The 23936-nt window shown below is 62.3% G+C and carries 19 protein-coding genes; 9 read left to right on the plus strand and 10 right to left on the minus strand.

Annotated elements, in window-relative coordinates:
- The first annotated feature begins 38 nt into the window (after positions 1-38).
- Together mnmD and Q4577_RS06640 are read left to right on the plus strand one after the other, a co-directional pair.
- Positions 39-707 (plus strand): tRNA (5-methylaminomethyl-2-thiouridine)(34)-methyltransferase MnmD, encoded by a 669-nt coding sequence (gene mnmD, locus Q4577_RS06635; RefSeq protein WP_303468919.1) that lies wholly within the window; start codon positions 39-41, stop codon positions 705-707.
- The gene (locus tag Q4577_RS06640; protein ID WP_303468920.1) at positions 704-1588 is read left to right on the plus strand and encodes a DMT family transporter; all 885 of its coding nucleotides are present in this window, start codon (positions 704-706) and stop codon (positions 1586-1588) included. The genes mnmD and Q4577_RS06640 overlap by 4 nt, the downstream gene beginning before the upstream one ends.
- Here the strand turns inward: Q4577_RS06640 and Q4577_RS06645 are convergent.
- Positions 1544-3721, minus strand: coding sequence for a lytic transglycosylase domain-containing protein (locus Q4577_RS06645; RefSeq protein ID WP_303468921.1), 2178 nt, complete (start codon positions 3719-3721; stop codon positions 1544-1546). The genes Q4577_RS06640 and Q4577_RS06645 overlap by 45 nt on opposite strands.
- Before the next feature lie 140 nt (positions 3722-3861).
- Between Q4577_RS06645 and dapA the strand changes: the two genes are divergently transcribed.
- Positions 3862-4737: a 4-hydroxy-tetrahydrodipicolinate synthase gene (gene dapA / locus Q4577_RS06650; protein WP_244684238.1), complete on the plus strand. Its 876-nt coding sequence runs from the start codon at positions 3862-3864 to the stop codon at positions 4735-4737.
- A gap of 132 nt (positions 4738-4869) precedes the next feature.
- Here dapA and Q4577_RS06655 read toward each other — a convergent pair whose 3' ends face one another.
- The 3 genes from Q4577_RS06655 to Q4577_RS06665 all read right to left on the minus strand — a co-directional run bounded on the left by Q4577_RS06655 (position 4870) and on the right by Q4577_RS06665 (position 8844).
- Positions 4870-6228, minus strand: a complete 1359-nt coding sequence (locus tag Q4577_RS06655) for a pitrilysin family protein (protein WP_303468923.1) — start codon at positions 6226-6228, stop codon at positions 4870-4872.
- A complete protein-coding gene (locus Q4577_RS06660; RefSeq protein ID WP_303468925.1) occupies positions 6225-7601 on the minus strand; it encodes a pitrilysin family protein in 1377 nt (458 codons plus the stop codon). The genes Q4577_RS06655 and Q4577_RS06660 overlap by 4 nt, the downstream gene beginning before the upstream one ends.
- A gap of 115 nt (positions 7602-7716) precedes the next feature.
- Positions 7717-8844, minus strand: a complete 1128-nt coding sequence (locus tag Q4577_RS06665; RefSeq protein WP_303468926.1) for a citrate synthase family protein — start codon at positions 8842-8844, stop codon at positions 7717-7719.
- A gap of 78 nt (positions 8845-8922) precedes the next feature.
- On the opposite strand from Q4577_RS06665, the gene Q4577_RS06670 reads away from it, so the two are divergent.
- The gene (locus Q4577_RS06670) at positions 8923-10263 is read left to right on the plus strand and encodes a CoA transferase (RefSeq protein ID WP_303468927.1); all 1341 of its coding nucleotides are present in this window, start codon (positions 8923-8925) and stop codon (positions 10261-10263) included.
- 9 nt (positions 10264-10272) lie between these two features.
- Here the strand turns inward: Q4577_RS06670 and Q4577_RS06675 are convergent, their stop codons facing one another.
- Genes Q4577_RS06675 through Q4577_RS06690 form a run of 4 tightly spaced genes read right to left on the minus strand, consistent with a single transcriptional unit; the run spans position 10273 to position 13748 of the window.
- Positions 10273-11103: a metal ABC transporter permease gene (locus tag Q4577_RS06675; RefSeq protein ID WP_303468928.1), complete on the minus strand. Its 831-nt coding sequence runs from the start codon at positions 11101-11103 to the stop codon at positions 10273-10275.
- Positions 11103-11960 (minus strand): metal ABC transporter permease, encoded by an 858-nt coding sequence (locus Q4577_RS06680; RefSeq protein WP_303468930.1) that lies wholly within the window; start codon positions 11958-11960, stop codon positions 11103-11105. The genes Q4577_RS06675 and Q4577_RS06680 overlap by 1 nt, the downstream gene beginning before the upstream one ends.
- Positions 11957-12847 carry a manganese/iron ABC transporter ATP-binding protein gene (locus tag Q4577_RS06685; protein WP_303468931.1) on the minus strand — a complete coding sequence of 297 codons (891 nt, stop codon included), beginning with the start codon at positions 12845-12847 and terminating at the stop codon, positions 11957-11959. Before Q4577_RS06685 ends, Q4577_RS06680 begins: the two co-directional genes overlap by 4 nt.
- Before the next feature lie 13 nt (positions 12848-12860).
- Complete coding sequence (locus tag Q4577_RS06690; protein ID WP_303468932.1) at positions 12861-13748, minus strand: metal ABC transporter substrate-binding protein; 888 nt, start codon at positions 13746-13748, stop codon at positions 12861-12863.
- Between the two features lie 177 nt (positions 13749-13925).
- On the opposite strand from Q4577_RS06690, the gene Q4577_RS06695 reads away from it, so the two are divergent.
- The 5 genes from Q4577_RS06695 to Q4577_RS06715 all read left to right on the plus strand — a co-directional run bounded on the left by Q4577_RS06695 (position 13926) and on the right by Q4577_RS06715 (position 22151).
- On the plus strand, positions 13926-15353 hold the full coding sequence (locus Q4577_RS06695) for a pyridoxal-dependent decarboxylase (RefSeq protein ID WP_303468933.1): 1428 nt from the start codon (positions 13926-13928) through the stop codon (positions 15351-15353).
- Positions 15350-16111 (plus strand): LamB/YcsF family protein, encoded by a 762-nt coding sequence (locus Q4577_RS06700; protein ID WP_303468935.1) that lies wholly within the window; start codon positions 15350-15352, stop codon positions 16109-16111. Before Q4577_RS06695 ends, Q4577_RS06700 begins: the two co-directional genes overlap by 4 nt.
- A gap of 21 nt (positions 16112-16132) precedes the next feature.
- Positions 16133-17374, plus strand: a complete 1242-nt coding sequence (locus Q4577_RS06705) for an aminotransferase class V-fold PLP-dependent enzyme (RefSeq protein WP_303468936.1) — start codon at positions 16133-16135, stop codon at positions 17372-17374.
- Between the two features lie 17 nt (positions 17375-17391).
- Positions 17392-19026, plus strand: a complete 1635-nt coding sequence (locus tag Q4577_RS06710) for a thiamine pyrophosphate-binding protein (RefSeq protein WP_303468937.1) — start codon at positions 17392-17394, stop codon at positions 19024-19026.
- 218 nt (positions 19027-19244) lie between these two features.
- Positions 19245-22151, plus strand: coding sequence for an error-prone DNA polymerase (locus Q4577_RS06715; RefSeq protein WP_303468938.1), 2907 nt, complete (start codon positions 19245-19247; stop codon positions 22149-22151).
- 3 nt (positions 22152-22154) lie between these two features.
- Here Q4577_RS06715 and Q4577_RS06720 read toward each other — a convergent pair whose 3' ends face one another.
- Positions 22155-23261, minus strand: a complete 1107-nt coding sequence (locus Q4577_RS06720) for a CaiB/BaiF CoA-transferase family protein (protein ID WP_303468939.1) — start codon at positions 23259-23261, stop codon at positions 22155-22157.
- A complete protein-coding gene (locus Q4577_RS06725) occupies positions 23258-23932 on the minus strand; it encodes a DsbA family protein (RefSeq protein WP_244684203.1) in 675 nt (224 codons plus the stop codon). The genes Q4577_RS06720 and Q4577_RS06725 overlap by 4 nt, the downstream gene beginning before the upstream one ends.
- Positions 23933-23936 lie beyond the last annotated feature (4 nt).

Genomic DNA, 23936 nt, shown 5'->3' on the forward strand with positions numbered 1-23936 from the left:
GATTACCCAATCCGTGCAACCCCATAAGGCAGCAAACTATGACAGACCAGAGCGCAGAGCTGGAATGGCGTGACGGGCGCGTGCCTGTGTCGACCCGGTTTGATGATCCATATTACTCGCTCGACAACGGGCTGGACGAAACACGGCATGTGTTTCTGGGCGGCAATGACCTTCCTGCCCGGTTTTGCGACGGGTTTCATATTGCTGAACTGGGGTTTGGCACCGGATTGAACCTGCTTTGCGCCCTGCAGGCGTTTCGCGGCGCAAATTGCCCGGGCAAGCTGCGGTTCACCACCTTCGAAGCGTTCCCGATGGCCGCCGATGACATGATCGCCGCCCAGGCGACATTTCCCGACATCGCGGAACTCGCTGCCGAATTACAGCCGTTTTGGCGCTCGGGGGAAACCGCTTTTGAAACTGACGATCTGCGGTTCACGCTGATCCCCGGCGATGCGCGCGCCACCCTTCCGGCGTGGACAGGGGTGGCGGATGCCTGGTTTCTGGATGGATTTTCCCCGGCAAAGAACCCCGAACTGTGGGGGCCAGAGATCCTGGCCGAGGTTGCCCGCCATACCGCCGAAAACGGCAGCGCCGCCACCTATACCGCCGCCGGCCATGTGCGCCGCGCGCTGGAGGCGGGTGGATTTACCGTGACACGCGTGCCCGGTTTTGGCCGCAAGCGCCATATGACAAGGGCCGTCAAATGACCCAGAATGATACGATCCGCGGCATCTGGTTCATGGTCGCCACCACATTCATCTTTGCGGTGCAGGACGGGCTGAGCCAGCATCTGGCCTCGAATTACAATGTGCTGATGGTGGTCATGATCCGCTATTGGTTCTTTGCTGCTTTTGTTGTCGCGTTGTCGATGCGTCGGTCCGGCGGGTTGCGGGCCGTTGTTCGCACCGAACAGCCCTGGATTCAGGCGTTTCGCGCCATGCTTCTGGTGGCAGAGGTCTGTCTGATGGTTGTGGCCTTCACCTATCTGGGGCTGGTGGAAACCCATGCGGTGTTTGTCTGTTATCCGCTGCTGGTGGCCGCCCTTTCGGGGCCGGTGCTGGGGGAAAAAGTCGGCTGGCGGCGCTGGCTGGCGATTGGTGTCGGCTTTGTCGGGGTGTTGATCATCATCAACCCCGGTGCCGGGGTGTTTTCGATTTATGCGCTGATCCCGCTGGGCACCGCGAGCATGTTTGCGCTCTACGCCCTGTTGAACCGCTATGTCGCCCGGCGTGACAGTGCCGCGACCTCGTTTTTCTGGACCGGCACGGTGGGGGCGGTGGCGATTACCGCCGTCGGCATCTGGTCCTGGGAACCGATGGCCGCCGCCGATTGGATTTGGATGGCCGGGCTCTGTGTGGCGGCGGTGATGGGCCATTGGTGCATGATCAAATGTTTTGAGGCGGCAGAAGCCAGCGCGGTGCAGCCCTTTGCCTATCTGCAATTGCCCTTTGCCAGCGCCATTGGTCTGGTGATCTTTGACGAAAGCCTGCGGACATCGGTGATTTTCGGCGCCGGGCTGATCATTGCCGCCGGGCTTTTCACCCTATGGCGAGAGCGGCAGCAACGTCGATCCCACAAGCTCCTTTGAAAACGGCACCGGATGCGGGGCCTTGCCCAGCCGGGCGCGATAGACCGGCAGGCTCTCGGCCACCCGCATGACATAGTTTCGGGTCTCGTTGAACGGGATCATCTCGATCCAGTCGACCACATCAATGCTGCCGCGACGCGGATCGCCATTGCGCTGCATCCAGCTGCGCGGGCGCCCCGGACCGGCGTTATAACCGGCTGACATCATCACCACATTGCCGTCGAAATCCTCGGCCAATCCGCGCAGATAATCCGCCCCCAATTGCGCATTATAACCCCAGTCGCTGGTCAGCCGGTTGCGCGAATAGCCCAGCCCGACGCGCCGGGCGACCAATTGTGCCGTGGCCGGCATCACCTGCATCAGGCCGCGCGCACCGGCGTGGCTGATCACTGTGTGATCAAATTCGCTTTCGCGGCGGGCAATGGCCAGGACCATTTCCTTGGGAATTGGCTGGTTGCGCGCGGCCACGGGATGGATCGCGTAATAGGGCGCAGCAATCTCCAACCCGGCCTGTGCCGCCCGTTTGCCCAGCATGACGCCGATATGTGGCTGGCCCAGTTCCTCCAGCATCTTGCCGATCATGTGCAGGCTGGCCTCGTCCTGGGTTTCGGCCAGATGGGTCCAGAAACGTTCCGCCAACCAGTCCTCGCCAACGCCAAGGAACAGCATTGCGGCCTCATGCACCCGTGATTTTGTAAAGTCCGCCTGCCGCCAATCCCCCGCCGGGGTATACCCGGCCAAGGCCGCGTTGAAGGGCAGCCCGCCGCGTTCGGCGGCCAGCAGACCGTAAAAACTGGTTTGATACTTCGCCCCAAGCGCATAGCCCGCCTGGGCCTCTGCCCGGTTTCCGGCCTGTTCATGCGCGCGGCCCAGCCAATACCCGGCACGCCCCAGCGAAATCGGTGTGAACACCGCGCCACGGAATCGGTTGAAATGCTGGGCGGCGCGGGGGCCATCCTTTTGAAACCGCAGCGCGAGATAGCCAGACAGCCACTCCAAATCGGCAAAATCATTGCCCTCGGTGGTGAAATGCGTCGCGGCAACGCGGTAGGCTTCGGTTGTCTTGCCGTCGCGCATGGCGCGGCGCGCCATGTCCCGGCGACGCGACGCCCAGTATTCCGGTTCCCCCAGCGATTTGGCACTGGTCGACCGTTCCAGCAACAGCGCCGTGGCGCTGTCGGTCAGCCCCTTTTGCATCCGCCATTCAAACCGCTCATAGGCCAATCCGGGATCATCGCTCAGCGCACGGGGCACCGCCGCAATCAGCGGATCTGGATTGCCCTCGCGGGCGCGCAGCGCCATGCGGGCCTTGGCCAATGCGGTCCAATCCGCCCCGACCAATGGCAACATGCGGGTGGCGTTGACCTTCCAGCCCTTCCACAGCATCTGATCCAACCGCGCTGTATGGTGGGGGGCAAGTACCGCGCCATAACGGCTGAGGAATGTCTCTTGTTCGCGCTCTGACAAGGCCAATGTGCGCCAGGCCATGATGATCCCGGCCTCTGCCGCGTCGCCATGCCCCATGGTGGCCAAAGCCTTGGCACGGGTCAAAGCCCCGATGCCGGTCTGCGGCTCATGCCCGGTATAGAACATCAGGACGTCGCCGATCGGCGCATCCTCCATCGTGCTTTCGCTCTTTTCGCGCAGATAGGCCAACCCCGGCCAGTCACCGCTGCGCGCCAGAAAGGCCGTCACGTCGCTGGACCGCCCCAAACCATTGCGCAATTGATGCCAGCGAATGACGTCGCGGGCCACGCTGCCCTCTGGCCCGGCCAATCGCAGCGCATTGTCCCAACGTCCGGCCCGCATTTCTGACAGAGCGGCGCGAAAATCGGCATCCCCGCTGGGCAGATCAGCAAGGCTGACGACCTGTGTCACCAGATCGCCGGGACGTCCCCTTGGGCGCAATCGCGACAGGGGCACATCGCCGTCAACAAACCCCGCGACAGAGGTCTGAGAGGACACTTCGGGCACCTCTTGTCCGGTGTTTTGTCCGGTGCTGACCACCGCGCTGGACCGCGCGCGCGGCCGCAAGCTGGTCGTCAGGTCAGCGGAAATACCGTCGCCGCCGCCCTGTTGGGACGACACAGGCGCCGCGAAAACCATCAAGAGGCACAAAAGGCTACGCTTCATCACTTGCAATTTCTGATCTGAAAAGGAATAGACACTGGCCAAAGGATAACCCGTCTGACGCATCACGCAACTCACGATGCCGACAGAGGCGGATCACCGCGGCCCAGTGTGGGACCGCAACCACGAAGAGGAGCGTTACCATGTTCAAAGGGTCCATGCCTGCCCTGGTTACGCCGTTCAAGGACGGCGCGGTTGATTGGGACGCGCTGCGAAAGCTCGTGGATTGGCACATCACGCAGGGCAGCAGTGCATTGGTGCCGGTCGGCACCACCGGGGAAAGCCCCACCCTGACCCACGGCGAACACGAACAGGTCGTGACCGAGGTCGTCAAAGCCGCCGCAGGCCGTGTTCCGGTGATCGCCGGGGCCGGGTCGAACAACACGGTTGAATCGATTCGTCTGGCAGCGCATGCCAAATCGGTTGGGGCCGATGCCGTGCTGGTGGTGACGCCCTATTACAACAAACCGACCCAGGCCGGGCTGATTGCCCATTTCACCGCGATTCATGACGCGGTGGATCTGCCGATCATCATCTACAATATCCCGCCACGGTCGGTGATCGACATGTCGCCCGCCACGATGGGCGAATTGGCGAAACTGAAAAACATTATCGGGGTCAAGGATGCCACCGGCGATCTGGCGCGTGTCTGCGCCCAGCGCATCACCTGCGGCACCGATTTCATCCAGCTTTCGGGCGAAGACCCCACCGCACATGGCTTTAACGCCCAGGGCGGGGTTGGCTGTATCTCGGTCACGGCCAATGTGGCACCGGCGCTCAGCAGCAAGCTGCAAGCGGCCTGTCTGGCCGGGGATTACGCCGCCGCTTTAGCAATTCAGGATCAATTGATGCCTCTGCATCAGGCGATCTTTGCCGAGCCGGGGCTCTGTGGCGTGAAATACGCAATGTCGCGCCTGGGTCTGTGCGAGAACGAGGTGCGCCTGCCGCTTCTGCCGGTCAGCGAACCGGTGCAGGCCCGGATCGACGCCGGTCTGCGCCACGCCGGGCTTCTCGACTAGGCATTTCGCGACACAGCTTGGGCGCGATCAAAGCCCTCAGAAACGATCCTTGCGGATAAAACCGGCCCGGCGATGACAATCACGCCGGGCCTTTTTCGTTTTGTTTAGGGTCAGGCCCCATTGATCCCGCGCCTAATGCGCGGCGTCAGCCTTGGGGTCGGTTGTCAGCGCTGTTTCCAACCCCTCGGGCTGGCCCACGACCACGAAATGCAGGGCATCGGGTTGCAACAGCTTGCGCGCGACGCGGTTGACCTCTTCCAGGGTCAGCGCCTCGATCTCTTCATTGCGGGTCACGACATAATCGGTGCCCAGATCATCCAGCTGCATCCCGACAAGGATATTGGCAATTGGTCCATTGCCATCGAACCGCAAGGGATAGGCCCCGGTCAAATAGGTCTTGGCCGCCTCAAGCTCTTCTGCGGTCACGCCTTCTGCTGCCATTTTCGCCCATTCGGCGCGCACCACCTCTATGGTATCCGCGACGCGATTGTTGGCCGAAGCCACCTGCCCCAGCATCATTGCGGCATTATCCTTGGGCACAAGATAGCTATAGACCCCATAGGCCAGCCCACGCTTTTCGCGCACTTCGTCCATCAAGCGGCTGGTCAAACCAGAGCCGCCAAAAATCTCGTTCAGGACATAGGCCGCAAGGAAATCATCGTCATGCCGGTCCAATCCCGCATGGCCAAACAGAACCACAGATTGCGGCGTGTCAAACGGCACCACCGTCAGACCACCCTGCATCAGGAATTCCGCCTTGCCGACCAGCGGCGCGCCCGTGGCGGGCAGATCGCCCAAAAGGGTGTCAAGCAATGTCGCCAGCTCCTCGGCCGAGATGTCGCCGACCGCGCTGACATAGACCCGGTCGCGGGCAAATGCCGCTTTATGCGCCGCGACGATATCCGCGCGTGTCAGGGCCGCCACGCTTTCCCGTGTGCCATCAATCGAGGTCGCATAAGGATGATCGCCAAAGGCCATGCCGTCAAAGGTGCGCCCGGCAATCTTGTTCGGGTCGGTTTCATCCGACGCCAGCCCCGACATCACCTGCGCCCGCACCCGGTCCAAGGCGACCTGGGTAAAGGCCGGCTCGATGATCGAGCTGCGAAAAAGCGCCATCGCCTCTTGCTGGGTGTCGGTCAGGAATTTGGCCGACACGGCAATGGTGTCATCATAGGTGTCATAATCAAACGAGGCCGCCAGCGTTTCGGTCGCACGGGCAAAGGCACGGGCATCCATGTCGCCGGTGCCTTCCTCAAGCAGGCCGGTCATCAGGTTGGTGGCCCCGCGTTTGCCCGGCGCATCCAGCGATCCACCGCCCTTGAACCGCAATTCCAGCGCCACAATCGGGATCGAGGGTTCCTCGACCAGCCAGGCGCTGATCCCGCCCGGCGTGGTGATTTCCTGAATGTTGATTTCGGCCCGCAGTGGCGCACCGCCCCAAACCAGTACGATCAACGCGCATACAAACGTCTTCAATGCGAACGTCTTCATTGGGTCACCTCCTTGGGACGGGTCAGCCAGCTGGTCACGCTGGTCTTGTCATCAAACACCTCGCGCGCGGCGGCCAGAATATCCTCTTCGGTCACCGCCTCGACAACATCGGGCCAGGCAAAAATGTCTTCGATCGTCAATCCGGACGTCAGCGCCCGGCCATAGCTGTTGGCCAGACGCTCTACATTGTCGCGGGCATAGATCCGGCTGGCTTTGATCTGGCGTTTGATCCGGGTCAGCTGTTCCGGGTCAACACCGTCCTGCATGAAACGCGCCACGGCGGCATCCATCGCATCCTCGGCCTCTTGCAGACTCACCCCCTCAGCCGGAACAACAACCAGCGAAAACGTGGTGTCATCCAGCGAAACACCCCCATAAGACGCGCCGGCATAGACCACTTTCTTTTGCTCGAACTGCAATATTTCATTCAGAACCGAGGTTTGCCCACCACCCAGAACATCCGACAACAACATCAGGGCCGCAGCTTTTTCCTGGGCGCCGGGATCGCGTTCCGGGGCCAGATAAGAGCGGACAACATAGGGTTGCGACACCCGTGGATCTTCGAACACCATGCGGCGCGGTGCCGTTTGCGGTGGCTCTTGCGGGCGGGCGCGGGGTTCAAGATCCGGGTTCGGTGGCAAAGCCCCGTAATGTTCACGTGCCAGTTCCATCACGCCCTCGGGCGTCACATCGCCGGCCACAATCAGCACCGCATTGTTGGGCGCATAATAGGTCTGATAGAAATCCAGTGCGGCCTCCAGATCAAGGCCCACCATCTCATGCCGCCAACCGATGATTGGCACGCCGTAACGGTGGTTGAGGTATTGCGCCGCCCGCGCCTGTTCCCGCATCAACGCACCGGGGTCGTTTTCCGTGCGCATGTTGCGTTCTTCGATGATCACCTCGCGCTCGGTGCGAATTTCCTCGTCACCCAATTGCAGGTTGACCATGCGGTCGGCCTCCATCTGCATCATCAGCCCCAGACGATCCGCCGCCACCCGTTGAAAATAGGCGGTCTGGTCATAGCTGGTAAAGGCGTTGTCGGTGCCGCCGTTTTCGGCCACCACACGCGACAATTCGCCGGGCGCCATGTTCTTGGTGCCCTGAAACAGCAAATGTTCCAGAAAATGCGCCACGCCGGACACACCCGGTTTTTCATCGGCGCTGCCAGCGCGATACCACACCATGTGAACGACAACCGGCGCGCGGTGGTCTTCGATCACCACCACCTCCATGCCGTTGTCCAGCTTGTCGATTGTGACCTGGTCTTCCATGCCGCTTTGGGCAGGGGCGGCAGCGGCCCAGATCAGCGCCAGGCCGGCGATCATCGGGCCAATGGTGGATTTCACACGGGATGGAAAAAATCCGGGCATCAAACTCTCCTGCAAATACTAGGCGCTACAATGCCGCCAAAGCAGGTGAGTTCAAGCGAAACCACGTGACACCTGCGTGAGCGGCGCGTGTTCGTCCGCCCCCCTATCGGCCCCCTCAGGTGGCTTTCTGGCCTTTTACGCGTGTTTGGCCGGTCGCGCGCGGGCGAATAAGCTGTTTGCTGGCCGCCTGTTCACGGGCATGCGCCATCCAGCCGGCGCTACGGCCAATGGCGAACAGGGTCAGACCGGCATCGCGCGGCAGATCCAGGGCCCGCACCACATGCCCCAAGGCGAAATCAAGGCCGGGATAAATGCGCCGTGCGCCCAGCACCTGGACCACTTCGGCCCAGTCACGCCCCAGTGGCAGCACACGCAGGATCTCTGTCGCGCGGGGGTCGCCCGCCGGATACAACGGATGGCCAAAGCCCGGTGGCACCTTGCTGCCTGCTTCGGGTCCCGAATTGGTCAGCGCGCCGCCATTGACCGCCGCGGCCATGAAATCCAGCGCACGGACCACCATTCCGCCATGGCGCGGGCCGGTCAAGGTCGACAGCCCGGTCAGCAAACAGGCGGGCAAACCCGCCCCGGTCGACGCCGTGACCCGACAGGCAAAGGCCGACGCGTTCAATTCATGATCGCCGCACAGCACCAGCACCCGGCGGATCACATCCGCCTCTGGCGGCGACAGCCCCCAGGCCGCGGCCAACTGGTCATGCACCGCCGCCGTGCTGCGCCTGCGGGTGATCGCGTGAACCATCGCTTGAATCAAATCCAGCGGCGCGACATCACGCTCCGCCACCCGACGGGTCAACGCCATCAACATGCGTTGCACCGGGTCCGGCGCGGCCAACATCGGCAGTCTGTCGGGGTGCGGTGCCGCCAGATCGCAATCCAGCAACAGCGCTGCGGTTTCCTCCAGCGTCGCGGTGCGCGAAAGCTGCACGCCGTCCTGACCGCGATAGAAGAATCGACCATCGCGAATCTCGGTGATTGCCGAAATCAGCGAAGGTTCCCCCCAGCTCAGCGCCGAGGCCGCCACCGAACGGCGCGACCGTCCCCGCGCCTTGCGCGCCGCCCAATTTTCCACATCTTCCCGAAAGTACAACGACTTGCGCGCATCCCCCGGGCTTTGGAACGCGCGGATATGGCCACGGCTGACATAGGCATACAGCGTCTGGGCGCTGACCCCCAGCCGCTGGCGAACCTCTGCGCCGTCCATCAAATCGGTGTCGGGAATTTTCATGTTGATTATCTTGATCAAGATTGCCGAATAGTCAAACCGCCGCCTAACTATGCTGCACAGCATGATCGGAGCAGCCGCATGAACAATCCCTATTGGCCCGAAATCACCGAGGCCCTGCAGATGACAGACGCAAATTTCCATGAGACCGGCGGCGGTGATTTACCGTCGGTCTATGCGGTCAGCGACTTTGCCAGCGCCACAATCGGCGCGTCGGGTGCGGCCTTGGCCGCGATCCAGGGCGGTGGCGCGGTGCATGTCGACCGTCGGCGCGCGTCGCTTTGGTTTGACATGACGCTGTCGCCGGTGGGGTGGGACTTGCCTTCGGTCTGGGATGCAATTGCCGGGATCTATGCCACCGCAGACGGTTTCATCCGCCTGCACACCAATGCGCCGCATCATCGTGCCGCTGCCCTTTCGGTCCTTGGCTGCCCACCAGATCGCGAGGCCGTGGCCAAAGTGGTGGCGACCTGGCAGGCAGAGGCGTTGGAAACCGCCATTGTCGCCGCCAAGGGCTGTGCCGCGATGTTGCTCAGCGCTGACACGTGGCAGGCCCATCCCCAGGGCGCGGCGGTAAGGGCCGAGCCGCTGATCCGCTGGCAGGACGCAGCGGATGTGCCCCCGCAGGGGCCATCAGGCCCCCCAGACGCGCCGCTTGCCGGTCTGCGTGTGCTCGATCTGACGCGAGTTCTGGCCGGTCCGGTTGCCTCGCGGTTTCTGGCCGGGTTTGGCGCAGATGTCCTGCGTATCGACCCGCCGCATTGGAACGAACCAGCGGCGGAGCTGGAGGTCAACCTTGGTAAACATTGCGCCGGGCTGGATCTGCATGACGCCACCGACCGCGCCATCTTTGCCAACCTGCTCAAATCCGCTGACGTGTTGCTGCACGGCTATCGGCCCGGCGCGCTCGACCGGTTGGGATTTGGCGCAGAGGCCCGCAGCGCGCTGAACCCCGGCCTGATTGACGTCAGCCTGTCGGCCTATGGCCGCACTGGCCCTTGGCGCGCGCGGCGCGGCTTTGATTCCCTGGTCCAGATGTCCTGTGGCATTGCGGCCCAGGGCATGGCGGTCACAGGGCGCGACGCCCCGCTACCGCTTCCGGTGCAAGCGCTGGATCATGGCACGGGGTATCTTTTGGCGGCGACCGTCCTGCGCGGTCTGGGCCGCCGCGCCAAAGGGGTCGGCACCCGCGCGGAACTTTCGCTTGCGCGCACGGCGGAATGTCTGAAATCCGCCCCCGGCACGCTCTCGCCCCCGGCGGCGATAGCTGTTGGACCTGATGACTATGCCATGGCTGTCGAGGACACCGGTTGGGGCCCGGCCCGTCGGATCACACCGCCACTGACGGTCAATGGGCATGGCCCGAGATGGCAGATCCCCTCTGGCCCGGTACGCCGACATCCCGCGCACTGGGCAACCTAGGACCACAGGTCAGGTGACAGCCTCGCGGCGGCGGTTTTGCCATTGCCGCCAGACAAACGCACCCACAAAGGCGATGGTCAGCATCAGGATGATGGTCGGCGCAGGGGCGCTGTCGAGCCAAAAGCTCGCGTAGACCCCGCCAAGCATCGCCACCAAATTGACCACCACCGCCACAATCATCATGTGGCGGAATTCCCGTGTCAGCAGGAACGCAATCGCCCCCGGCGAAATCAGCAGCCCAATGGCCAGGATCAGCCCCACCGCGCTCAGCACCGCGACGATGGTCAGCGACAGGATCGACAACATACCATAATGCAGCCAGTTTACCCGCAAACCGATTGCCTGGGCCTGCGCCGGATCAAAGGCATGCAGCAAGAGGTCTTTCCATTTCAGCACCAGCACCAAAGTCACCAGCGCACCAACAATCCCGGCGGTCCAGAGATCCGCAGGGCCAACACCCAGCATATTGCCGAACAGGATATGATCGAGATGCACATTGGTCTGCACCTTGACGTAAAGCACCATCCCCAGCCCGAACATGCCGGAAAACACCACGCCCATCACCGTGTCCTGTTTGATCCGGCTGTTGGCGTTCAGGTATCCGGTCGCCAGCGCACAGGTCATGCCGGCCGCAAAGGCCCCGATGATCAGCGGTATCCCCAGCATATAGGCCAGCACCACCCCCGGCAGCACCGCATGGCTGACCGCATCACCCATCAGCGACCAGCCCTTGAGCACCAGAAAGCAGCTGAGGATCGCGGTGGGCGCGGCCAACAACAGCACCACCCAGAACGCATTCTGCATGAAGGGAAACAGAAACGGCAGAAGCAGTTGATCCATCAGCTGTCCCCAACCAATGCCGCCGCTGCACGTCTGCGCGCCGCAAAAAGCCCATGTTTCGGGGCAAAGAAGAAGGCCACGAGGAACACCGTGGTTTGCAGGGTGATGATGACCCCGCCCGTCGCCCCATCAAGGAAATAAGAGATATAGGCACCAAGGAAAGAGGTCAGCGCGCCAATCGCGACACTGATCATCAGCAAGACCGGAAACCGGTCCGCCAGCAGATAGGCCGTCGCCCCCGGCGTCACCACCATGGCGATGACAAGAAAGGCGCCCACCGTCTGCAATGCCGCCACACAGGACGCGCTGAGCAGAACAAAGAAGATGAACCGCAGCCGCTCGGGGCGCAGACCAATGCTGCGGGCGTGGGTTTCGTCAAAGAAAGCGACCATCAGATCCTTCCATTTCCACAGCAGCACCGCCAGCGAGACAAAGCCGATCACCGCCAATTGCAGCGTATCTTCCGGGGTGATGGCCAGCACATTGCCCATAATGATCGTCTGCACATCCACCGACACCGGCGAAACCGACACCATGAACAGACCCAGACCAAAGAAGCTGGTGAAAATGATGCCGATGATGGCGTCTTCCTTCAGCCCGCTGCGTTGATTGAGAAACAGCATCGCCCCCGCAGCCAACCCGCCCGACAAAAACGCGCCCAGCGCAAAGGGCAGACCCAGCATATAGGCCCCCGCCACCCCCGGCACGATAGAATGCGACAGCGCATCGCCAATCAGCGACCAGCCTTTCAGCATCAGATAGGCCGACAGGAAGGCACAGACCGCCCCGACCAGCGCGCTGACCCACATGGCGTTGGTCATATAGCCATAAGAGAAGGGTTCGAGCAGCACGCTCATTCTTCTTCCTCGATCCGTGGGCCTTGGGTGCGGGTCTGGTCGTCGTACATCACAAACGGCCGCTCATCATCCGACAGGATCGTGACCGCCCGGGTGTCTTCGTCATCATGCAGATCCGCGCCGCCAAGCACGAAATGCCGCAACACCCCGCCAAAGGCCGCTTCGAGGTTTTCGCGGGTGAACACCTCTTCCGTCGGGCCATAGTTCAGCACCGTGCCCTTGACCAGGACCACCTGATCACAGAATTCAGGAACAGACCCAAGGTTGTGGGTCGAGACCAGCATCACCTTGCCCTCGGCACGCAGCTCACCCAACAGGGTGATGATCGCCTCTTCGGTTTGGACATCAACGCCGGTGAATGGCTCGTCCAGCAGGATCACCTGGCCCTCTTGTGCCAATGCGCGGGCCAGAAACACCCGTTTGCGTTGCCCGCCCGACAATTCGCCAATCTGACGCTTGCGATAGGATGACATGCCGACCCGGTCCAGCGCCGCCGCCACCGCGGCCTTGTCCGCCGCCGAAGGGATACGCAACAGACCCATGCGGCCATAGCGCCCCATCATCACCACGTCCTCGACCAGCACCGGAAAGGTCCAATCGACCTCCTCTGCCTGGGGGACATAGGCGACCAACCCCTGCTTGAGCGAGGCCGCGACCCCCTGGCCCAAAATGCCGATTTCGCCGCGCGCGGCCGGAAGAAACCCCATGATCGCCTTGAACAAGGTCGATTTGCCGGCGCCGTTCACGCCGACCAGCGCCGCAATTGACCCTCTTGGGACAGCAAAAGAGGCAGATTTCAGCGCCGTGACCCCATTGCGATAGGTCACCGTCAGATCACGGACCCAAAGCCCCGCGTTGTCGAATTCTGCCTTTTCGATCCGGGCCATGCCCTTCCTTTCGTCAGTCTTGCGCCGCACCGGTCAGGCCGGTCACAACCGTTTGGGTCGTGACACGCAGCAAATCGAGGTAGGTCGGCACCGGGCCGTCCGCCTCTGACAGGCTGTCGACATATAATTCACCGCCATAAAGCGCCCCGGTTTCGCGGGCGACCTGTTTGGCGGGGTCAGTGTTGACTGTGCTTTCGCAGAATACCACCGGAATTTCGCGGTCGCGGATGGTGTCAATCATCCGGCGCACCTGTTGCGGCGTGCCGGTCTGATCGGCGTTCATCGGCCAAAGGTAAACTTCGCTCAATCCGAAATCCCGCGCCAGATAGCTGAACGCCCCTTCGCAGGTTGCCAACCAGCGCTGATCTTGCGGCACCGTGGCAATCAGATCGCGCAGCGGCGCAATTTCGGCAAGGATTTCAGATTTGTAGGTTTCGGCATTGGCATCGTAGATCGCCGCATTGTCCGGGTCATGTTCGGACAGGGCATCGCGAATGTTGTCGACATAGATCAACGCATTGTCCAGGGACATCCAGGCGTGCGGATTGGGCCGGCCTTCATAGGCGCCCTCGGAAATCGGGATCTCGGCCACGCCATCGCTGACCACGGCGGCGGGTTTATCCCCCAGATTGCGCAGGAATTGCTCGAACCAGAGTTCCAGGTTCATGCCGTTCCACAACACCAGATCCGCATCAATCGCCCCGACCAGATCGCGCGGCGTCGGCTCATATCCGTGGATTTCCGCGCCCGGCTTGGTGACCGACACGACCTCGGCCGCGTCCCCGGCCACATTGCGCGCCATATCGGCAATCACGGTGAAGGTGGTGACCACCTTAAAATTGTCGGCCTGAACCGGGGCGGCCAACATCAGGCCCGCCGCTGCAATCACAGATTTCAACATGTCTACCTTCCCGCTCGCTGGTATTACCGCTCAATATGCGAATGAGTCTCAGAAAGTCAATGCAAATGAGAACCATTCTCAATAACTTTCAACGAAGACGTCCGCAAGGACGGATGAGTTCGCGGCTTGCACGTTGCGCCCGCGCGCTTATGCTCACGCCAAAATCGGGATTTTGCGATGAACACCACGCTCGACCCAAAAGACTGGGATGCCTTCCGCGCCACCGCGCATGATCTGCTGGACGCCTGTATCGACCAAATGGCCGATGCCCGCGCCCACCCATGGCAACCGGTGCCCGCAGAGCAACGTGCGGCCTATCACCTGAGCGGCGACGCCAAGGGAGAGGCCGCCACCGCCGCGCGGCTGATTTCCGAAATGCTGCCCTATGGCACCGGCAACACCCATCCACGGTTCTGGGGCTGGGTGCATGGCACCGGGCTGGCCAGCGGCCTGATGTCGGAAATGGTGGCCGCAACCGTGAACGCCAATTGCGGCGGGCGCGATCACGGGATGATTGATGTCGAACGCGCGGTCGTCGACTGGACCCGGCGCATCATGGGTTTCCCCGACAGTGCCAGCGGCATTCTGGTGACGGGCACATCACAGGCCACGGTCATCGCCCTTGCCACCGCGCGCCAACGCGCATTGGGCCCCGACGTGCGCAGCGCCGGGCTGCACGCCCGGCTGACCGCCTATGCCGGGGATGGCGTGCACAATGCCACCCGCAAGGCGATCGAGCTTCTGGGCATCGGATCTGACAACCTGCGCCGCATCCCCGAGGGCGACACCGGCATCGACCCGGACGCGCTGCGCGCCGCAATCGCCCGGGACAGGGCCGAGGGTGCCCTGCCTTTTGCCGTTGTCGGCACCGCCGGATCTGTGGATTTCGGGCGGTTCGACGACCTTCATGCCCTTGCCGACATCGCGCGCGACGAAAACCTCTGGCTGCATGTTGACGGGGCCTTCGGGGCCTGGACCCGGCTGGCCGAAGACCCTTGGCGCGCCCTGTCCGATGGGATCGAAAGGGCCGACAGCCTCGCCTGTGATTTCCACAAATGGATGTATGTGCCTTATGATTGCGGTCTCTGCCTGATCCGCGATCAGGGCGAACATTACGCCGCCTTTGCCGCGCGGCCCGCCTATCTGGCCAGCCATGGCGCGGGTTTGGCCGGCGGCGACCCGTGGTTCTGTGATTTCGGCACCGACCTGTCCCGTGGCGCACGCGCGCTCAAGGTCTGGACCGCGGTCGAGACCTATGGCGCATCCGGCCTTGGCGGCGCGATCACCGCCAATTGCCGCTCTGCCGCCCGGATGGGGGCCGCCGTGACCGCACAGCCCGACATGGCACTGATGGCGCCGGTGATCTCCAATCTCTGTGTATTCACCGCCGACGCAAGCCTTGCGCCCGCTGCGCAATCCGCGCTCAACATCGCAATTTCCAAGGCATTGCAACTGGATGGCACGGCGGTGTTTTCCACCACCATCGTCGGCGGCATCACCTGCCTGCGCGCCGCAATCGTCAACCACCGCACCACAGCCGATGATATTGACGAGGCCATTGCCGCCGTGGCGACACGGGCCAAGGCGCTGGCGGCCTCGGCATGAGCTTACGTGTCGATCTGAACGCCGATATGGGCGAAGGTTTTGGCCCCTGGGCCATGGGCGACGACACCGCCCTGCTGGAAACCGTCACCAGCGCCAATATCGCCTGTGGCTTTCACGCCGGCGACCCGGATGTCATGGCGCGCACCATGACACAGGCGATGAAACATGGCGTTGGCATCGGCGCGCACCCCGGCTTTGACGATCTGCGCGGCTTTGGCCGCCGCCGGTTCACGCTGGGCAGTGCCGAATTGCGTAACCTGATCACCTATCAACTGGGGGCTGCCATGGCGATGGCCCGTGCCGCCGGGACCGAGGTGCGGCACTTCAAACTGCATGGTGCCCTGTCAAATATGTGTTCCGAAGACCGCGACATGGCGCTGACCTGTTTCCGCGCGGTGACCGCCGTCGCCCCCGACATCCGCCTGATGGTGCTGGCCGAAACCGCGCAACAGGCCGCAGCCGAGGAGCTGAACGCGCCCTGGATCGGCGAGATTTTTGCCGACCGCGCCTATAACGACGACGCCACGCTGGTGGATCGTTCCCTGCCCGGGGCGATGATCCACGATCCGGCCCGGGTCGGCCCCCGCATCGCCGAAATGCTTCGCGCCGGGGCGATCATCACCGCGCAAGGCAAACATATCCCCGCCCGCATCGACACGGTCTGCCTGCACGGCGATACCGCAGAGGCGGTTCATTTGGCCAAATCCCTGCGCCAATTCCTGGAATCCGACGACATCCGTGTAACGAAATTCAACTGACCTGTAACTTGCCGAGGCCCCATGTTCCCCGATCCCCTTCTGTCCGAAATCCGCGCCCGTTTCGCCCATGTCGACAGCTGCCCGTTTCAGGGCCCGCGCATCTTTTTTGAAAATGCGGGCGGTGCGCTGACGCTGAATTCCGTGGTCGACACCTCGACCCGGTTCGCCGCCATCCCCGACAATCAGGGCCGCGACAACCCGGCGGCCCATGCGCTGGGCGACATCATCGCCAAGGCGAAATCCGACATGGCGGTGTTCTTTGGGGCCTCCTCGGGCCAGTTCTTTGTCGGCGAAAGCGGCACGGAACTGACGTTCCGCTTGCTGCGCGCGATGATTCTTGGCGCCCGCCCCGGTGCGGTGATCGGCTCGACCGTGGAACACCCGGCCTCGCGCTCCGCCGCGCGCAAATGGGCGCATGTTTCGGGGCGCGACTATATTTCGGTGCCCCATGACGATGCCACCGGATTGGTCACCGCCGACGCCTATGCCGCGCATGTCACACCCGACACCGCCGTCGCAACAATTCTGCACACCTCCCCCGTCACCGGCATGGCGATGGACCTGGCCGCAATTGTCACAGCGATCCGCGCCAAGGCCCCGGAATGCCTGATCTTTGTCGACGGCATCCAGCACGCCAGCCACGGGCTGATCGACATCGACAGCTATGACATCGACGGCTATGTCATCTCGCCTTACAAGGTATTTTCGCGCCATGGCTATGGCATTGCCTGGGTCTCTGACCGGCTGTCGAAACTGCGGTTCGAGGGGCTGATCGGCGGGCCAGAGGAGAACTGGGAATTCGGCACCCGCGACACCGGATCTTATGCGACCTTCTCTGATGTCGTAAGCTATTTTGACTGGCTGGGGGGCGAGGTGTCAGATGAAACCGACCGCCGGGCACGCATCCTCGCCGCTGGGACTGCGATCCACGCGCATGAAAAATCACTGACCGACGCCATGTTGCATGGCACGGGGAACCTGTCCGGTCTGGCCGAATTGCCCGGCGTGCATATTGTGGGCGGCACCGACAATCCTGCACGCGAAGGGCTTGTCAGTTTCTGGGTTGATGGCATCGCCTCACCCGATGTGGTCACACAGCTGAACGCCCAGGGCATCCGCACCCATACCCGCAAGGCGGACCATTATTCCGGCAATATCCTTGACCCGCTGGGGCAGGAGTCCTGCATTCGCGTTTCGATGTGCCATTACAATTCCCCGGCCGAAATCGCGACCTTCCTCGCCGCGATGAAAGACATCACCTAGAGCCGAAAGGAACACCCATGCCGCATGGTGGCCAAATCCTCGTCGATGCTTTGAAAGCGCAGGGCATAAAACGCGTGTTCTGTGTGCCCGGCGAAAGCTATCTCGCGGCGCTGGATGGGCTGTACGAATCGGGGATCGACACGATTGTCGCGCGCCAAGAGGGCGGCGCCGCCATGATGGCCGAGGCCCATGGCAAACTGACCGGCACCCCCGGCATCTGTTTCGTGACCCGGGGGCCGGGCGCGACAAATGCCAGCGCCGGCGTGCATGTGGCGTTTCAGGATTCAACGCCGATGATCCTGTTTGTCGGCCAGGTCGCCAGCGATCAACGCGACCGCGAAGCCTTTCAGGAGGTGGATTATCGCGCCATGTTTGGCCCGCTGGCCAAATGGGTGGCTGAAATTGATCGCACCGACCGGATCCCGGAATACATCAGCCGCGCCTTCCATGTCGCCCAATCCGGCAGACCGGGACCGGTGGTTTTGGCGCTGCCCGAAGATGTGCTGTCGGCAAAATGCGAGGCAACGGTGCTGCCGGCCGCTTGCCTGCCATCCGGTCGCGCGGCGCAGAGTGACATCACCGCGATACTGGATTTGCTGTCTGGGGCAGAACGCCCCCTTGTCCTCGCCGGTGGGCCGGGCTGGTCCGAAGAGGCGCGACAGGCGCTGGAACGCTTTGCCGAGGTTGCCCAAGTGCCGGTCGTCACGTCGTTGCGCTGTCAGGATTACATGGACAATCACCACCGCAACTATGTCGGCGACATGGGCATTGGCCCCAATCCCGATCTGGCGGAACGTTTGCGCGCGGCAGATGTCCTGCTCTGCCTCGGTGCACGGCTGGGAGAGATGACCACCAGCGGCTATACCCTGCTGACCCCACCCAACCCGCAACAAAAACTGATCCACGTGCACCCGGACCCAAGCGAGCCGGGGCACGTCTTTTACCCAACACTCGCTGTCACGGGCCAGGCCGGTCAGGTCGTGCAGCAATTGGCCGCCACCTGTGAGGCCCCGGCACAGGGCCGGGGCGCGGACATCGCTGTGGCACGCGCGTCATACGATACCTGGCAGGAACCGCAGAACACCCCCGGCACGGTAAAGATGGAGCGCGTCATGACCGAACTGCGCGACATGCTGCCGGACACGGCGATCCTGACCAATGGGGCTGGCAATTACTGTGGCTGGCTGCACCGTTACTACCGATGGCGGACATATCGCACCCAGCTCGCCCCGACTTCCGGGTCTATGGGCTATGGACTGCCCGCCGGTGTCGCCGCCGCACTGGAACATCCTGACCGGCCCGTGATCTGCTTCGCCGGTGATGGCTGTTTCCAGATGACATCACAGGAATTCGGCACCGCCTGTGAATATGGCGCCAAGGTCATTGTCCTGGTGGTCAACAACGGCATGTATGGCACCATCCGGATGCACCAACAGGGCAAATACCCCGGGCGTGTGTCAGGCACCCGGCTGAAGAACCCCGATTTCGCCGCGCTCGCCCGCAGCTATGGCGCGCTTGGTCTGACTGTGACCGATGATGCGCATTTTCGCGGCGCAATGGATCAGGCACTGGCCGCCGACACCCCGGCGCTGATCGAGCTGCAGGTTGATCCCAGGGCCCTGTCCACCCGCGCCATTTTGCGTGACCTCTAGTTTGGAACAGGGGGCCAGCCCCCTCGGCCTTTGGCCTCACCCCCGGGATATTTGGACAAGAAGAAAGATCAAGGACTCCTGGTCCTTCTTCTGTTTGAAAATATCCTGGGGGTCCGGGGGCAAAGCCCCCGAAAAAGCAATTGGCTTGCGGTATCTCATTCCCGACTCCAATTTGGAACAAAACGTGAATATACTGGTCATTCCCAGAGAATCGCCCAATGTTCACCGAGTTATCGACCACATCCAATTTCACGTTTCTGACCGGTGCCTCTCACCCAGAGGATTACATGCATCGGGCAGCGCAATTGGACATGCCGGCCATTGCCATCGCTGATGAGAATTCGGTTGCCGGGATTGTTCGCGCCCATACAGCCGGACGCGAGATCGCCCGACAAATCAGGGAACGTCAGGAGTTTGATGCGAAATATGGGTTGATTGGCCCACCGGCCCCTTTTCCGACGGCACTTGATCCTTTGCGCACTGCCATCCCACGGCTGATCGCCGCCGCGAAGCTGGTTTTTGTCGATGCCCCGGCGATCACCGCATTGGTTCAGACGCGGCAGGGCTGGGCGACGCTTTGTCGGCTACTGTCGCGCGGGCGGCTTCGGGCAGGGAAGGGCAGCTGCATTGTGCGTCTTGCGGATCTGATGGAAATGGGCGCTGACGGGCTTCACCTTGCGCTACATGGCCCGCCACAGGCACAGCCCCCTCAGCCCGGCGCGGGCGAATGGTTGCAAGGGGCGCAGGCGTTGACGCGCCGCTTTGGCACACAAATGTCGCTGTTGATGGCCCCGGTCTATGACGGCAATGATTCCGCACATTTTGCCCGGCTTAGCCATTTGGCCGACCGGCTGGGCATCCCGACATTGGCCTCTGCTGCACCGATCATGCATGCCGGGCCGCGCCGTCGTCTGGCGGATGTGCTGGCCGCCATTCGCCATGGCACCACCGTTGAAAACCTTGGCGCGTTGGCCCAGCCGAATGGCGAGCGACGCATGCGATCAGAAGCCGAGATGCGGCAGCTGTTCCGCGGGTTCGAACAGGCCATCACCCGCGCCAATGACATTGCTGCCACCTGCACCTTTTCGCTCGACAGCCTGCGGTATGAATACCCCTCCGAGGTTGCCCAGGGCGAAACCCCTGATCAGCGCCTGTCGCGTCTGGCGCATGAGGGGTTGAAGTGGCGGTATCCCGGCGGCGCCTCTGACAAGGTACGCGCCATGTTGCAACATGAGCTGCAATTGATCTCCAAGCTGAGCTATGCGCCCTATTTCCTGACTGTGCGGGACATCGTGCATTTCGCCCGGTCGCGCGACATCCTCTGCCAGGGGCGTGGCAGTGCGGCCAATTCGGTGGTCTGTTTCTGTCTTGGCGTCACCTCTGTCAGCCCTGAAATCGGCACCATGGTGTTTGAACGTTTCGTCAGCGAGGCGCGGAACGAGCCGCCGGATATCGACGTTGATTTCGAACATGAACGCCGTGAGGAGGTGATCCAGCATATCTATGAGCGGTATGGCCGCCATCGCGCCGGTCTTTGTGCCACGGTTGTGCATTATCGCGGCAAGCGCGCAATACGCGAGGTTGGGGCGGCCATGGGTCTGTCGCAGGACACCATTGGCGCGATGGCCTCGCAGCTTTGGGGGTTCTGGGGCGCCGATGGGCTGGCCGATCAGCGGCTGCGCGAAATCGGGCTCGACCCGAACGACCATCAGATCCGCCTGACGCTATCGCTCGTGAAGGAAATCATCGGCTTTCCCCGGCACCTCAGCCAGCACGTCGGCGGGTTCATCATCACCGAGGGGCGGTTGGACGAATTGGTGCCAATTGAAAACGCCACGATGGAGGATCGCACCGTCATCTGCTGGGACAAGGACGATATCGACAGTCTCGGCATCCTCAAGGTCGATGTGCTCAGCCTTGGGATGTTGACCTGTATCCGCAAGGCTTTTGACCTTTTGAAAACCCATCACGGTCAGGATTGGCGGCTGGCCACCCTGCCGCCCGAAGACCCCAAGGTTTATGACATGCTGTGCCGCGCCGACAGTATCGGGGTGTTTCAGGTGGAAAGCCGCGCACAGATGAATTTCCTGCCGCGGATGAAGCCGCGCAATTTCTATGACCTGGTGATCGAGGTGGCGATCATCCGACCGGGGCCGATCCAAGGCGACATGGTGCACCCCTACATCCGCCGCCGCAATGGCGAGGAAGAGGTGAATTTTCCCTCCGATGCCTTGGGCGCGGTACTGGCGAAAACGCTGGGCGTGCCGCTGTTTCAGGAACAGGCGATGCAGATCGCCATTGTCGGCGCGGGGTTTTCCCCGGAAGAGGCGGATCGCCTGCGCCGATCCCTCGCCACGTTCAAGAAGCACGGCAATGTCAGCGACTTTCGCAGCCGCTTCATGCGCGGCATGGCCCGAAACGGCTATGACGAGGAATTCTCGTCCCGCTGTTTTTCCCAGATCGAGGGTTTTGGCTCTTACGGGTTTCCCGAAAGCCATGCCGCCAGCTTTGCCCTGCTGGTCTATGCCTCGGCCTGGATCAAATGCCACCATCCCGGCATCTTTGCCTGTGCCTTGCTCAATTCCCAGCCGATGGGGTTTTATGCGCCGTCGCAGATCGTGCGTGACGCGCGCGAACATGGGGTCACGGTGCGCCCGGTCTGTGTTCAGAACAGCTATTGGGACAATGTGATGGAACCCGACGGGCGCGGCGGATTGGCCCTGCGTCTTGGCTTTCGCCAGATCAAGGGGCTGCGGGAAGAGGACGCCAACTGGATCACCGCTGCGCGCGGCAATGGCTATCAATCGGTGCGCGATATCTGGCGACGGGCGGGTCTGGCGGCGCCGGTGCTGGCGCGATTGGCCGAGGCCGATGGATTTGCCTCGCTGATGACCCGGCGCGAAGCCCTGTGGGAGGCCAAGGCGCTGACCACACCCAAGACCCTGCCATTGTTCGAAGGCGATCTGGACGGCGAGGCAATTGATGAACCCACCGCCAATCTGCCCACCATGACGCTGGGCGAGGAGGTGGTTGAAGATTACGTCGCCCTGCGCCTGACGCTGCGCGCCCATCCGCTGGCGCTGTTGCGCGACCGGTTGACGCCGCCGCCATCCAACACCGGATGAGGCTCAGCCGCGCGGCAGTTTTGGCGCGCCCTTGTCCAGGGACAATTCAGCATCGGAAAACCGAAAGGGCGAGCGCACGCCCGGCACACCATCGGCGCTGATTTGCATACCCCGCGCCACCACTTGCGGATCGGCCATCACCTCGGCCATGTCATTGATCGGCCCGGCGGGCACGCCGGCCGCCTCGCAGGCGGTCAGAAGATCGGATTTTGCCCAGCCCCGTGTAGCCTTGGTCAGACATTCTGTCAGACTCTCGCGGTGCGCCAGCCGGTCGGCATTGCTGGTATATCGGGCATCGGTGCCGGTGTCGGACAGGTCCAGCAGATCACAAAGCCGCCGGAACTGGCCGTCATTGCCGGTCGCAATGATGATAAAGCCATCCGCACACTCAAACACCTGATAGGGTGCAAGGTTCGGATGGGCATTGCCCATCATGGTCGGCGCGGTGCCGGTGGTCAGGTAATTCATCGCCTGATTGGCGGTGACCGACACGGCGGTGTCCAGCAGGCTCATGTCAATCCACTGACCGCGGCCGGTTGTGGCGCGCTGGTGAACCGCCGCCAGAATCGCCGTGGCCGCATAGACGCCGGTGAAAATATCGGTGATCGCCACGCCGGTTTTCTGTGGCTGACCGCCGACCTCGCCGGTGACGGACATCAGACCCGACATGCCCTGAATGATGAAATCATATCCCGCGCGATGGGCATAAGGCCCGTCCTGGCCAAACCCGGTGATCGAGCAATAGATCAGCGCCGGATTGACCTTGGCCAGACTGACGTAATCCAGACCGTATTTCGCCAGGCCCCCAACCTTGAAATTCTCGATCAGGATGTCCGCATCGGCGATCAGATCACGCACCTGCGCCTGGCCGGCCTCGGTGCGGAAATCGACCGAAATGCTGGTCTTGCCACGATTACAGGAATGGAAGTAAGCCGCAGACCGGTCGCCCTCGCGGTCGACAAACGGCGGGCCCCAGCGGCGGGTGTCGTCGCCATCGGGGCTTTCGACCTTGATCACCTCGGCCCCAAGATCGGCAAGGGTCTGACCGGCCCAGGGGCCGGCCAGAATACGTGCCAGTTCGACGACTTTAAGTCCCCGAAGTGGGCTCATGCGTCGCCCAGTTTTTCGTCCAGAACGGATTTGAACTCATTCCACGGCATGTTGGAATATTTCTCGCCATCAATGATGAACGACGGGGTACCGGTGATTTCATCCGCTTCGCCGTTTTTCTGATACCAGGCCACCAGTGTCTGGGCCTGATCGGCATCCTGAAGACAGCTTTCCAACTGGTCGTTGTTCAACCCGGCCAGACGCCCGATCTTGCGCAGCTCTTCGACAATCGCCGCCGGCTCGCCCGCGCTGACCCAGGATTGCTGGCCTTTGAAAATCAGATCGGTGATGCCAAAAAACCGTTCGGTGCCGCCACAGCGTGCCACCATCGACGCCCAAAGACCGTAACGGTCAAAGTAAACTTCGCGGAAGATGAATTTCACCTTGCCGGTATCAATATAATCGGACTTCAGATCCTTGTATTGATTGGCATGGAAATTGGCGCAATGCGGGCAGGTATAGCTGGCATATTCGATCACGGTCACCGGGGCATCCGCAGCGCCCTGCACCATTTCGATGATGCTGGATGTATCCACATCCTCGGCGCTTTCCTGTGCGTCCAGCGCCCCGGCCGGAACGGCGGATTGGCCCGCCCCTTGGTTCATCAGCCACCAGCCGCCACCGGCCACCAGTACAATCGCCAGCAAGGCGGCAGGGATCAAACGCTTCATATCT

The sequence above is a fragment of the Marinovum sp. 2_MG-2023 genome (assembly GCF_030548265.1).
Lineage (GTDB): Bacteria > Pseudomonadota > Alphaproteobacteria > Rhodobacterales > Rhodobacteraceae > Marinovum.